Annotated in this window: 10 protein-coding genes; 4 read left to right on the plus strand and 6 right to left on the minus strand. The window is 38.6% G+C overall.

All coding sequences use genetic code 11. The annotated features are described in order from the left end of the window. Both FCR2A7T_RS03820 and FCR2A7T_RS03825 read right to left on the minus strand, forming a co-directional pair. On the minus strand, nucleotides 1-1,400 hold a 1,400-nt coding region (locus tag FCR2A7T_RS03820; protein WP_035117260.1), incomplete at its 3' end, for a PKD-like domain-containing protein. Between the two features lie 5 nt (nucleotides 1,401-1,405). Then, on the minus strand, nucleotides 1,406-1,774 hold the full coding sequence (locus FCR2A7T_RS03825) for a hypothetical protein (RefSeq protein ID WP_131473118.1): 369 nt from the start codon (nucleotides 1,772-1,774) through the stop codon (nucleotides 1,406-1,408). A 442-nt stretch (nucleotides 1,775-2,216) separates the two neighbouring features. Between FCR2A7T_RS03825 and folE the strand changes: the two genes are divergently transcribed. From folE to lgt, 4 genes are all read left to right on the plus strand, one after another. Beyond that, on the plus strand, nucleotides 2,217-2,888 hold the full coding sequence (gene folE / locus FCR2A7T_RS03830; protein WP_023569965.1) for a GTP cyclohydrolase I FolE: 672 nt from the start codon (nucleotides 2,217-2,219) through the stop codon (nucleotides 2,886-2,888). Nucleotides 2,889-2,917: 29 nt separating this feature from the next. Then, entirely contained in the window at nucleotides 2,918-4,399 is a 1,482-nt protein-coding gene (cysS, locus tag FCR2A7T_RS03835) for a cysteine--tRNA ligase (protein WP_035117267.1), read from the plus strand. Between the two features lie 64 nt (nucleotides 4,400-4,463). Continuing rightward, nucleotides 4,464-4,688 carry a membrane protein insertion efficiency factor YidD gene (gene yidD, locus FCR2A7T_RS14950; protein WP_035119036.1) on the plus strand — a complete coding sequence of 75 codons (225 nt, stop codon included), beginning with the start codon at nucleotides 4,464-4,466 and terminating at the stop codon, nucleotides 4,686-4,688. An 85-nt stretch (nucleotides 4,689-4,773) separates the two neighbouring features. After that, nucleotides 4,774-5,697 (plus strand): prolipoprotein diacylglyceryl transferase, encoded by a 924-nt coding sequence (gene lgt / locus FCR2A7T_RS03840; protein WP_035117269.1) that lies wholly within the window; start codon nucleotides 4,774-4,776, stop codon nucleotides 5,695-5,697. Nucleotides 5,698-6,046: 349 nt separating this feature from the next. On the opposite strand, the gene secDF is transcribed toward lgt, so the two are convergent. The 4 genes from secDF to gyrB all read right to left on the minus strand — a co-directional run bounded on the left by secDF (nucleotide 6,047) and on the right by gyrB (nucleotide 13,074). Further along, a complete protein-coding gene (gene secDF / locus FCR2A7T_RS03845) occupies nucleotides 6,047-9,001 on the minus strand; it encodes a protein translocase subunit SecDF (RefSeq protein ID WP_023569969.1) in 2,955 nt (984 codons plus the stop codon). A 139-nt stretch (nucleotides 9,002-9,140) separates the two neighbouring features. After that, on the minus strand, nucleotides 9,141-10,076 hold the full coding sequence (locus FCR2A7T_RS03850) for a malate dehydrogenase (protein WP_023569970.1): 936 nt from the start codon (nucleotides 10,074-10,076) through the stop codon (nucleotides 9,141-9,143). A gap of 54 nt (nucleotides 10,077-10,130) precedes the next feature. Beyond that, entirely contained in the window at nucleotides 10,131-11,141 is a 1,011-nt protein-coding gene (locus tag FCR2A7T_RS03855; protein WP_035117271.1) for a DUF6588 family protein, read from the minus strand. Then, nucleotides 11,134-13,074, minus strand: coding sequence for a DNA topoisomerase (ATP-hydrolyzing) subunit B (gyrB, locus tag FCR2A7T_RS03860; protein WP_023569972.1), 1,941 nt, complete (start codon nucleotides 13,072-13,074; stop codon nucleotides 11,134-11,136). Before gyrB ends, FCR2A7T_RS03855 begins: the two co-directional genes overlap by 8 nt. Nucleotides 13,075-13,220 lie beyond the last annotated feature (146 nt).

Consider the following 13,220-nt stretch of genomic DNA (forward strand, 5'->3'; position numbering starts at 1 on the left):
GCAACTGTTGTACAGAATGGTGTACCCGCATAGCTGATTGTCGCTGTTGGGGTCGGATTCACCGTTACCAAAACAGTCTGAGGAGTACCCGGACATCCTCCCGGACTTGATGTTGGCGTTACCGTATAAGTAACCACCTGTGTTACACTAGTAGTATTAACCAATACATTATTTATAGTATTTCCGCTTTGTGCAGTAGTACTTTCTCCTGTCACATTCGGATTTGCTGTTGCTATCCATGAAAAAGTTGAGGGAATATTAGCAGTTAACGCAAGACCAACTGATTGATTACTACAAATTGTAACAGCATTCGCACTGGTCATTACTGGGCCAGGCGACATTACTGCATTAAAAGTATTCGCGGGATCCGATTGACAGGCAACACTTGACCAAGAACCAGATTCACCGTCTCCAGTGGTATTAACAGAAACACTTAAACTTTGCCCCGCAACACATGTAGAACTTACTGTTAAATCCCAACAAAAGGTCCAAGTACAAGTTCCATCAGTAACATCTCCGAAATTTTGTCCTGGATCAGAACCTGCAACATTCGCATTATCAAAAAAGAATCCGGGACCAAATGTACTACCTGTTGCTGAACTCGTTACTGAATTATAAAAAGCCCATACACCTGCACCAGGATCTCCTGGACCGGGAGGGTTATACCCGCATTGAGTTGCAGGGGTTGTTCCTGTGATAGCTCCAGTCCATCCGGGCCCCATTGAAATCTGAACTCCATGAAACCAGTTTGCACTCGTTTCCACCCATTGTGTAACCGTATAACAAAAACGAACTACCTGTCCCGGAGCATAAGTTCCGTTTACAGGTGCCGGAGTAGCGGTTAAAGTACTTGCTCTTAAACAGTCGTTACAATCAATATCATTATCTAATGTTATGGAGAAATTACTATCCGTTGCGGATGAAGTCCCTCCACTAATTTGAATATAATAGGTATTCCCTATAGTAAGTGACGGAATGGTTATAGTGCCATTACCTCCAGCCGGAACATTTAAACAAGCAATACCCGTAGGTGTCCCGCAAGTACCACCCCATATACCAACACTGGCATTAGGAAAGCCTGCAATGCTTAAATTCAAAATCGTACCTGTAGCCGTAAAACTATACCAAGTATCCAAAGCTGGAGCCTGCATCGGTCCTCCCCCTGTACAACCTGTTAAATAAACATACGGACTAGCACCTGTTGCTCCAACGGTAGTCTGATTACTTAATGTAACAGTAGCTCCATCCTGCAAACCCGAAGAACATGCTCCAGGCGTAGGCAGCGAACCGAAGCTAGTTGCCGTACTACAGTTATTATTAGCAGGTTGAGCCCATGATAATGAGCCGAAAACAGTTATGAATATAACCGATAAAACAATTTTAGTTATAAAGTTCTTCATACTACTTATTCTTTTATGTATGCTTTATTAGGACGGGCCGTATGACCTTTGGCCACAAAACCATTTGGTAAAATCGACCATGTAATCTTATCAAATTTGAAACTGTCGGCGACAAAACATTGATTGGACAAAGTTGTCATCGCTCCTTGTTCAGCTTTCGAATAAAACCGAACTACAGCTCCGTCATCCAAAACAATATCATTGGGTTTAGACAAATAAAAGTTCCCACACATATCTGCTTTTTCAAAAGCAGTAGTGATAGTCTCTTTAGAGTATTTGTTTCCAATTTTTAAGATTGTAAATTTTTCTCCTTTGGTTTGAGAATAAAGAGAAAAACAAAACATCGTCAAAATAAGTAGTAAAACTTTTTTCATAATGGTTTTCAATATTTGGAATTATAATTTACGGTGTGTATCCCATTTTTAAAAATCACAATAAAAAAAGACATGAAAATTCCATTTACTAACCAGTAAAAACTTTGAAGAAGTGTAGTTTGAAGTAAGAGTAATTTTTTGTCTATAATAATTTTTAAAAACGAAATATTAATATTTTGTTAATTAACAAATATGCAAAACTTTATGAATAAAAAAAATATATTACTATAAATATTTAAATTTTACACAAACATCATTAAAATCACCAACAAAAAAAGGAGTTGACGACAGATCTGATTACACAAAAAAACCTTTTTTTGTTAAAAACAACCATACCTCTGTAATCCATTTCATCCATTTTATTAAACATTTTACCGATAATGGGCATTTCATATTAATTAATTATCTTTGCGTGGTAACTTTTTAACTCAAAATATCCATAATGATTCATAACGATGATTTGAACGACCCATTAGGAGAAAACCATATAGGCACCAATGCTCAAACTCCTTTACGTTCTGATGCTTTTAACATAACTGATGACGAGAAAATCAACCTTATTAAAAAGGACGTCGAAAACATACTAAACACACTGGGCTTAGATTTAACTGACGACAGTTTGAAAGGCACTCCAAACCGTGTAGCCAAAATGTTCGTGAAAGAAATTTTTGGAGGATTGCATCCTCATAAAAAACCCAGCTCCTCGACCTTTGAAAACAAGTACAAGTATGGCGAAATGCTAGTAGAGAAAAACATTACCGTTTATTCAACTTGCGAACATCACCTTTTACCAATTGTAGGACGTGCTCATGTGGCTTATATCTCCAATGGTACCGTTGTTGGACTATCCAAAATGAACCGTATAGTGGATTACTTTGCCAAAAGACCTCAGGTTCAAGAACGTTTGACAATCCAAATTGTTCAGGAATTACAAAAAGTATTAAATACAGATGATGTTGCTTGTGTAATTGATGCCAAACACCTTTGCGTGAATTCCCGTGGCATCCGCGACATCGAAAGCAGTACCGTAACGGCCGAATTCGGAGGAAAATTCAAAGACGACAAAGTACGTCGTGAGTTTTTAGATTATATCAAATTAGATACTTCATTTTAATTTAGTCAATAGCTAAAGCAATAAATTATATGCACTTATATCAAAATCAGACGTTGAAGATTTACAATTCGCTTTCCGGAGAAAAAGAACTTTTCACCCCTATACACGAAGGTCATGTGGGAATGTATGTTTGCGGACCAACCGTTTACAGCAATGTTCACTTAGGAAATTGTAGAACTTTCATGTCGTTCGATATGATTTACAGGTACATCAAACATTTGGAGTACAAAGTGCGCTACATCCGAAACATTACCGATGCCGGACATTTAACCGATGATGGTAATGTCGATAACGACCGATTTGTAAAACAATCCCGTCTTGAAAAACTGGAACCGATGGAAGTCGTTCAAAAGTATACGGTTGACTTTCATAAAGTATTGGAAATGTTCAATCTGCTACCTCCAAACATCGAGCCAACTGCCACAGGACACATATTGGAGCAAATTGAAATCACCCAGAAATTAATCGAAACCGGTTTTGCCTACGAAAGTAACGGTTCTGTATATTTTGATGTTTTAGAATACAACAAAAGAGGCCTAAATTATGGAGAATTAAGCAACCGAAATATTGACGAATTGCTTGCCAATACCCGCGATCTAGACGGTCAGGACGAGAAAAGAAATGCCGCTGATTTTGCGTTGTGGAAAAAAGCTTCCCCAGCACACATCATGCGCTGGTCTTCCCCATGGGGTGACGGTTTCCCTGGATGGCATTTGGAGTGTACAGCCATGAGTACAAAATATTTAGGACAAACTTTCGATATTCATGGAGGTGGAATGGATTTAAAATTCCCGCATCACGAATGTGAAATCGCTCAAGGAAAAGCCTGCAACGGAACGTCTCCGGTAAATTACTGGATGCACGCCAACATGCTGACCATGAACGGGCAACGCATGAGTAAATCTACCGGAAATTATATTCTTCCGATGGAATTATTTCATGGAAACAATGACTTTTTCGAAAAAGCTTTTCATCCAAGCGTAGTTCGTTTCTGCTTTTTACAGGCACATTACAGAAGCATATTGGACATTTCCAATGAAGGTATGTTGGCATCTGAAAAAGGATACAACCGATTAATGGAAGCCCTTTCTGATTTAACTGCTATTCAGCCGGCTGCAACATCAACATTCGATGTTAACGTCTGGAAACAAACCTGTTATGACGCGATGAATGACGACTTCAACAGTCCGATTTTAATTGCCCAATTGTTTGAAGGAGTTCGTTATACCAACTTGATGAAAGATGGCAAAGAAAGTCTGAATCCAACCGATTTCGACGTTTTCAAAAAAACCATGTTCGCCTTTGTACACGATATTTTAGGCTTACAAGATAAAAACGAAATGGCAACCAATAACGATAAACTGGAAGGCGTAGTAAACATGCTGATTGGGATGCGAAACGAAGCGAGAGCCAACAAAAACTGGGGACTTTCCGATGAAATCCGCGATAAATTACTTGAATTAGGCATTCAGTTAAAAGACGGAAAAGAAGGAACTACTTTTAGTCTTTAATACTAATTCTTATAAAAAATTATAAATGATGGAGTACCTTTACTTCATCATTTTTTTTGATACAATGCTAAAAAAAATAATCATATTCCCTTTTGTACTACTGGTTCGGTTTTATCAGGTAGCGATTTCACCTTTTACTCCGGGGGTTTGCCGCTACTCTCCTACCTGCTCCCATTATACGGTTGAAGCACTAAAAAAACACGGTCTTTTTAAAGGAGGATGGCTCGCCATGAAACGCATTGTAAGCTGTCATCCTTGGGGCGGCAGTGGTTACGACCCTGTTCCGTAAAATTTCTGATTAAATTAACCTATTTTTACAGCGCAACTATTTTTCATTTATTAAATTTACCGAAATCAAAGAATATACTTTCAACATGACACACGCTTTACATATGATTTGGAATCCTTCCGAAGGAATAGATTTAGGATTTTTCATGATTCGTTTTTACAGTTTAATGTTCATCATCGCTTTTGGACTGGGCTGGTACCTGATGAAAAACATCTATGAAAGAGAAGGAGAATCATTGGAGAAACTGGATTCATTATTCATCTACACTGTGTTTGCCACATTGATTGGCGCCCGTTTGGGACATGTATTTTTTTACGATTGGGATTACTTTAAAGAGCATCCGGCGGAAATCTTATTACCTTTTCGATTCAGTCCGGAGTTTGAATTTACCGGATTTGCAGGCTTAGCCAGTCATGGTGCAGCGATTGCCATTATTTTGGTGATGTATTTTTACAGCAAAAAAATCATCCACAAACCGATACTTTGGATTTTAGACCGTATTGTCATTCCAGTTTCCAGTGGCGCAATTTTTGTGCGTTTGGGCAACTTTTTCAATTCAGAAATCGTTGGAAATCAAACCAATTCTTCTTTAGGAATCCGATTTATTAGAGATCAATACACTCCAAGAGAAGCAATGCAGGCAACCGGGCTTCAGAATCCAAATGAGGCTTACAAAGCAATAGAAAGCAATCCGCAATTTGCCTCACTTTTGGAGCATGTTTTACCAAAACATCCCGCACAGTTGTATGAAGCTTTCGGGTACGTATTTGTTTTTGCAATTTTACTGTATTTGTATTGGAAAACGAATGCCAGAGAAAAACAAGGCTACCTTTTTGGCTTGTTTTTAGTAATGCTTTGGACCGTACGTTTCATTGTGGAGTTTGTAAAAGAGAGCCAGGGTGGTTTTGAGAACGCTTTAGGCGTTTTCTCCACAGGACAATGGCTAAGCATACCTTTTATCTTTATAGGGTTTTATTTGATTTTTAAAGCGCAGAAAAAAACGGTTTAGAATCACTAAATAATAAAAACAGAAAACCCGGCATTGAGCCGGGTTTTCTGTTTTTACAAACGTTATTTCACCATAATCAAAAAACGATTGATTACACAATCCTAAAAACCCGAAATAAACCAAACAGGAATCAAAGCCGACAACCTTTAAAAAAACATCACCGAAGAATCACACAGACCGCCCTTACTCCTGACAGCAGCAGAAATCCTTTGCTTTGTTTCTTTAACAAAGGAAAGATTGCAGCGAATGGCAGGAATTTCATTTCCCAAAAAAGCCCAAGTGTTTTGGTCCTGAAACAAAAAAAGCTGCCCATAATGAGCAGCTTTTAATAGTATATTGAAGTTCTTGATTAAGCTTCTTTGTTTGCTTCCGCGTGTAATCTTTCCACTTCTTTTTTATCTGCTTTCGGCATAGTATCCACCAATACCGGAGTTGCAATGAATAATGAAGAGTACGTTCCTACCACGATACCAACCAACATCGCGAAAATGAAGCCACGAATGGATTCTCCTCCGAACACGAACATAATACCTAATACCAATACCATGGTTAATGATGTATTGATGGTTCTTGACAAAGTTGTATTAATTGAATCGTTTACGATTTGGTTGAAATCACCTTTTCTGTTCCCTAAGATGAACTCACGAACCCTATCGAATACAATTACGGTATCATTCATCGAGTAACCGATAACCGTTAAAATTGCAGCGATAAAATGCTGATCCATTTCCATGTGGAATGGCATAAACTTATACAACATAGAGTATAAACCTAATACGAAAACAACGTCGTGTGCTACCGCTGCAATCGCTCCTAATGAATACTGCCATTTACGGAAGGAAATCATTAAGTAAAGGAATACCAAAGCCATTGCTCCTAATACTGCCCAATAAGAATTTGTTTTAATGTCATCAGATACCGACGCACTTACTTTTGAAGCAGACACTACTCCTAATGTTTTACCTTCAGCCGTATTGATAAACTGATCGTAAGAAAGGTTGTTTGAATAGTATTTTTTCAAACCGTTGTACAATTTCTCATTAACCTCTTTATCTACACCTACGCCTTGGTCTTGTACTTTATATTTCGTGATGATTCTCATTTGGCTACTGTTACCAAACTCTTTCACCTCTACATTAACGCCAAATTCTTTTCCAAGTTCTTCTGAGATTTCAGATGGAACAACCGGTTTTTCAAATTTCACCTGAAACGTTCTACCTCCCACGAAATCCACACCCTGATCCAAACCGTTCACTGCAAATGAAACGCAGCTTCCGATAATTACAATAGCAGAAATCATGTACGACCATTTTTTAATGCCCATGAAATCAAAATGGAAGTTTGTGAACCAGTTTTTAGACAATCCGGTTACGAATGTAATGTTAGTTCCTTTCGCTGCCGCTCTGTCCAAGAAGATTCTCGCAATGAAAATAGACGTAAACAATGACGTAAAAATACCAATCAACAACGTAGTAGCGAAACCTTTAATTGGTCCTGTTCCGAAGATGAAAAGGATTAAACCGGTTAAGATGTGCGTTACGTTAGCATCAATAATAGAACGCATAGCTCCATGCCAGCTATAAGATTCTTTAATGGCTTCCGGTAATGATTTTCCGGCACGCAATTCCTCTTTTGCTCTTTCATAGATAATGATATTCGCATCCACAGCCGTACCCATTGTTAACACGATACCGGCAATACCAGGCAATGTTAATACTGCACCTAAACTTGCTAAGATTCCGAATAAGAACAATAAGTTGACAGCCAATGCAATGTTAGCATACCAACCCGCTTTTCCGTAATAAACAATCATCCAAAGCGATACCAATAACAAACCTACGATTGACGACATGATACCGTTATCAATAGCCTGTTGTCCTAATGATGGACCCACTACTTCTGATTGTACAATTTCTGCAGAAGCCGGTAATTTACCTGCTCTTAAGATGTTTGCTAAGTCTTTTGTTTCCGTTACATCGAAAACTCCTGAAATTTCAGAACGTCCTCCGGCAATTGGTCCTGAAGAAACTCCCGGAGCCGAATAAACGATATTATCCAATACAATAGCAATATTGCTTTGTTGTGTAAATGCTTTTCCTGTTAAGTCTTCCCAAGTTTTTGCTCCGGAAGCATTCATTTGCATGGTTACAGATGGTCTTCCCATTTGGTCAAACGATTCGGAAGCATCCGTAATCACACCACCACTCATTGGAGGCACTCCTTCTCTGTTGGTTTTAAGAGCATACAACTCTACTACATCCGGAGTTTTTGAATTTAATTTCCCCCAAACGAAACGTGCGAAACGTTGTTCAGCAGGCAACAAAGCACGAATGTCGTCTCTTTTTAAATAAGCATTAACTTTCGCTGTATCTTTTGGATTGAAATATGCTAAAACCGGACCGCCTTGCTGACCACCGCCTTTAACCAAATCCAATAACGGATTATTTCCTTTTTTAACCGATGCAGAATCATTTGCTTTAGAAGTCAACAATGAATCAACGTCTGATCCTTTTGGAGCTGCTTTATCAAGAACCGGTTTCTCGGTTTTCTTTAATGCTTCGTTAGCTGCCATTAAGAAATTAGCAATCTCATCCGATTTATACGTTTCCCAAAACTCTAATTGAGCAGTACTTTGTAATAATTTTTGAATACGATCAATATCTTTAGCACCAGGAAGCTCCACTAAAATTCTTCCGGACTCTCCTAATTTCTGAATATTAGGCTGCGTTACACCGAATTTATCGATACGCTCTCTTAATACTCGGAAGGCACTTTCTACAGATTCAGCAACTTTTTTTCTGATGATTGTTTTAACCTGCGCATCAGTCATTTTAAAATTAATCTCACTTAAATTTCTGTTAGCAAAAATTTCTGGTGATGATAATTTTGTTGTTCCGTTAGAAGCCTGATCAAAAGCAATAAAGAAAGCATCCAGGTAATCCTGATTTCCTTCTCTGTTTTTGGTAGCATCTGAAAGCGCTTTGTTAAACACCGGATTTTTTGAATTGTTTGCCAATCCTTTCAATACATCTTTAACCGAGATTTGAAGAATTACGTTAATTCCTCCTTCAAGGTCTAGACCTTTATTGATTTGTTTAGCTCTTACATCATTAAATGTATGACCCAAAAACACTTTTTCTTTACCAATAGAGTCTAAGTAAAACAGCTCTTTTTTAGAATCGCCGTTCGCAAATGCTTTTGCTTTACTTTCGATATTATTGGTAACAACTGTGAAGGAAAGTTGGTAAATACTTACCAATGCAAATAAAATTGCAAAAAATTTAATAAGTCCTTTATTCTGCATTATTACTAAAAATTAATTATTCTTTTTTTTCAAAAACGAGCAAATATATACTATACCGAAATATTTACCAATTTATTTCTTAATTATATCCAAAAAAAAGACTGCACGAAGCAGTCCTTCTTATTATTTTGATGTGATATTATGCTAAAACCGATTTCAAATCGGCATTCATAGCGCGAACGGCGTCTGCACTTTTAGCAAAAGCAGCTTTTTCCGTATCGTTTAATTTAACATCAACAATAGCTTCAATTCCGTTTTTACCGATAATACAAGGTACTCCCATACAGATATCTTCCTGACCGTATTCGCCTTCAAGGAAAACCGAACATGGAATCATTTTACGCTGATCGTTCAAGATACTATCAACCAAATATGCTACAGAAGCGCCCGGAGCATACCACGCAGAAGTTCCTAACAATCCTGTTAAAGTCGCACCCCCTACCATAGTATCAGCCGCTACCTTATCCATTTCTTCTTGGGTAAGATACGTTGAAACCGGAGTTCCACAATAAGATGCCAAACGCGTTAGAGGAATCATAGTTGTATCACCATGACCACCAATCACCATTCCGTCAACATCATTCGACGGTTTATTTAACGCTTTTGATAAATAATATTTGAAACGCGAACTGTCTAAAGCACCACCCATTCCGATGATTCTGTTTTTAGGCAATCCTGTTGCTTTTAAGGTTAAATACGTCATAGTATCCATCGGATTAGAAACCACCACTATAATGGCGTTTGGAGAGTGTGCCAACACGTTATCCGCAACTGTTTTTACAATTCCGGCATTGATTCCGATTAACTCCTCACGAGTCATCCCTGGTTTTCTAGGAATACCAGATGTAATTACCACTACATCACTTCCAGCTGTTTTCGAATAATCGTTTGTACTTCCCGAAACACGTGTATTAAAACCTGTTGTCGTGGCACATTGCGAGATATCCATTGCCTTGCCTTCAGCAAAACCTTCTTTGATATCTAACAAAACTACTTCACTTGCAATTCCTCTGTATGAAATTACATCCGCACAAGTGGCTCCTACATTTCCTGCGCCAACTATCGTTACTTTCATGATATTATATAATTTTTGGGTTGGTTATTTATAAAGGTGTTAAATATATAAAATTTAAAATTCATATTGAACAGAAAAGTTGGTATTAACAAACTTCCCGAATCCGACAACCGATTGCAGATACACTTTTTTGATCTGATATCGCCCGGAAATCTCACCAATGACATTGGTTTTGGTTTTGTAAATTTCTTCAAGCTTTTTATTCAGGATTTCCTGCAACGGAATGACATCTTCAATCTCTCCTTTATCTCCACCAACAACATATTTGAATTTACTGGTATTGGCAATAATTCCGGCCATCAATTCAAAATTTTTGAATTCTTTCGAACCGTTCACCTGAAACTGCCAGGTATCTACCAATCCGTTCAACCTATTAATCCCAAGACTTCCGTATTGTGTCGGAATACTGATAAAATCAAAACTGATATCTTCCTTAGAATAAACAACCAAACCAGCCAAATTAATCTTTTTAGCCTCCAGCACTTTAAAATACTGACTAAAATTGTGCTTCAAACCAAAGCCATAAACTTGATAATCGCCTTTTTTTAATTTTGTTTTGGTTGAATACTTCACAAGAGCTTCCGTACCGAACCATAATCCAACCGAACCTTGTAAATACGGATAAAAAACGGTTTCCTGATCAATCCCTTCCGGGCTTTTCAAGCGAATCTGCTCACCATCCAAATCCCCCACAAGATACACCTGAGAATCATTTCCCAAAGCCGTTGGCACGGTTGCAGAAGTAGCGCCTTCAATCTGAAAAAAAGAAAAATCACTGTTTTTGATTTCAAAACTACGGTCACGCTTCGGAACAAAAAAAACATTGGAATGCAACCCTAAAGTTACATCCCAAAGTTTCCGTTTCTTAGGAGAGGTCATCCAACCGGACGCCGCCTGATATACCGCCGCATCCGTAGCCGGAGTTATGTACTGATCCGAAAAAAGTATAGCGTCATTAAGCAAATGCCCTATATCCTCAAAGGTTTGCGATGTTTGCGATTTTGCCTTATTTGCAAAACACAAAAAAGCAACCAACAATACCGATATTTTAACCGATTTACGCATCAATATTAGCGTAAGCCGCGTTTTTCTCAATAAACTCTCTACGTGGCGGAACTTCATCACCCATTAACATTGAGAACACTCTGTCTGCCTCTGCCAAGCTATCAATTCCGATTTGACGTAGCGTTCTGAACTCCGGATTCATTGTTGTTTCCCATAATTGCTCCGCATTCATCTCTCCAAGACCTTTATAACGTTGAATTGCAAAACCGCTTCCCATTCTTGATGAAATCTCATCACGTTGCGCATCGGTCCATGCATATTCTTTTTTATTTCCTTTTTTCACCATATATAAAGGTGGCGTAGCAATATAAACGTATCCATTTTCAATCAATTCACGCATGTATCTGAAGAAGAACGTTAAGATCAACGTAGCAATGTGACTACCATCGACGTCGGCATCACACATGATTACCACTTTATGGTAACGCAATTTTTCAAGATTCAACGCTTTACTGTCTTCCGGAGTTCCAATAGTCACCCCTAAAGCCGTAAAAATATTTCGAATCTCTTCGTTTTCAAACACTTTGTGGTGCATCGCTTTTTCCACGTTCAAAATCTTACCACGCAAAGGCATAATCGCCTGAAATGCTCTGTCACGACCTTGTTTCGCCGTTCCACCCGCCGAGTCTCCCTCGACAAAGAACACTTCACATTTTGCCGGATCCTGCTCAGAACAATCGGATAACTTACCAGGTAATCCCCCACCACCCATAACGGTTTTACGTTGTACCATTTCACGGGCTTTTTTCGCCGCATGACGCGCCTGTGCCGCAAGGATTACTTTCTGAACAATAATTTTTGCATCATTCGGATTCTCCTCCAAATAACTTTCCAACATTTCGGCTACTGCCTGACTTACAGGAGAAACCACTTCACGGTTACCCAATTTGGTTTTCGTCTGCCCTTCAAACTGAGGCTCCGAAACTTTTACCGAAACAATTGCTGTTAAACCTTCACGGAAATCATCCCCGGAAATTTCAAACTTCAATTTTTCCAATAAACCGGAAGCGTCCGCATATTTTTTCAGCGTACGGGTCAATCCCATACGGAAACCTTGCAAATGCGTACCTCCCTCGTGCGTATTGATATTATTTACGTAAGAGAAAATATTCTCCGAATAACTTTCATTATAAATCAAGGCCACTTCCACAGGAATTTCGCCTTTTTCATTCTCCATGCTGATTACATGGGTAATAATCGGAATACGGTTTCCGTCCAGGAATTTAACAAACTCTTTCAATCCTTCTTTCGAATGGAAAGTTTCACCTGCAAAATTCCCATCTTTATCAACCTCTCTTCTATCGGTTAACGTAACAGTGATTCCTTTATTCAAGAACGACAATTCACGCATACGCGCCGCCAAAGTATCATACGAATACTCTGTTGTTTGCGTAAAAATCGTATCATCCGGAGTAAACGTAACCGTTGTTCCTCTTTTATCCGTTTCACCAATTTGTTTTACCGGATATTGCGCTTTTCCTCTTTCGTATTCCTGCTCATAAATTTTCCCGTCTTTGTAAACTGTCGCACGCAAATGATTGGAAAGCGCGTTCACACACGACACCCCAACCCCGTGCAAACCACCGGAAACTTTATAAGAATCTTTATCAAACTTACCTCCTGCACCGATTTTGGTCATTACAACCTCCAATGCGGAAACACCTTCTTTTTTGTGAATATCTACCGGAATTCCACGACCGTTGTCTTCAACAGTAATCGAATTGTCCTCGTTAATGGTTACATGAATAGTATCGCAATGTCCGGCCAACGCCTCATCAATCGAGTTATCCACTACTTCATAAACCAAGTGATGAAGTCCTCGCACTCCCGTATCCCCAATGTACATCGAAGGACGCATTCTTACGTGCTCCATTCCTTCCAGCGCCTGAATACTGTCTGCCGAATAATTGTGTTTCTTTACTTCTTCGCTCATAATCTATATTCTGATTGTGTATTTTTTTGACTAACGAGCAAATATATGAAATTGAAGACGATTTCACACTAAAAATAGCGATTTGACTGTGTAAGTTATTAACAAAAAGACCCGTTTTTATCAACCTTTTTTCGAGTACATAAATG

The sequence above is a fragment of the Flavobacterium cauense R2A-7 genome (genome assembly GCF_000498475.1).
Taxonomy (GTDB): domain Bacteria; phylum Bacteroidota; class Bacteroidia; order Flavobacteriales; family Flavobacteriaceae; genus Flavobacterium; species Flavobacterium cauense.

Coding starts and splice junctions, on each gene's coding strand:
- FCR2A7T_RS03850 (WP_023569970.1), bottom strand. CDS start 10,076: ATGAAAGTAACGATAGTTGGCGCAGGAAATGTAGGAGCCACTTGTGCG.
- yidD (WP_035119036.1), top strand. CDS start 4,464: ATGCTAAAAAAAATAATCATATTCCCTTTTGTACTACTGGTTCGGTTT.
- secDF (WP_023569969.1), bottom strand. CDS start 9,001: ATGCAGAATAAAGGACTTATTAAATTTTTTGCAATTTTATTTGCATTG.
- cysS (WP_035117267.1), top strand. CDS start 2,918: ATGCACTTATATCAAAATCAGACGTTGAAGATTTACAATTCGCTTTCC.
- FCR2A7T_RS03855 (WP_035117271.1), bottom strand. CDS start 11,141: ATGCGTAAATCGGTTAAAATATCGGTATTGTTGGTTGCTTTTTTGTGT.
- FCR2A7T_RS03825 (WP_131473118.1), bottom strand. CDS start 1,774: ATGAAAAAAGTTTTACTACTTATTTTGACGATGTTTTGTTTTTCTCTT.
- lgt (WP_035117269.1), top strand. CDS start 4,774: ATGACACACGCTTTACATATGATTTGGAATCCTTCCGAAGGAATAGAT.
- gyrB (WP_023569972.1), bottom strand. CDS start 13,074: ATGAGCGAAGAAGTAAAGAAACACAATTATTCGGCAGACAGTATTCAG.
- folE (WP_023569965.1), top strand. CDS start 2,217: ATGATTCATAACGATGATTTGAACGACCCATTAGGAGAAAACCATATA.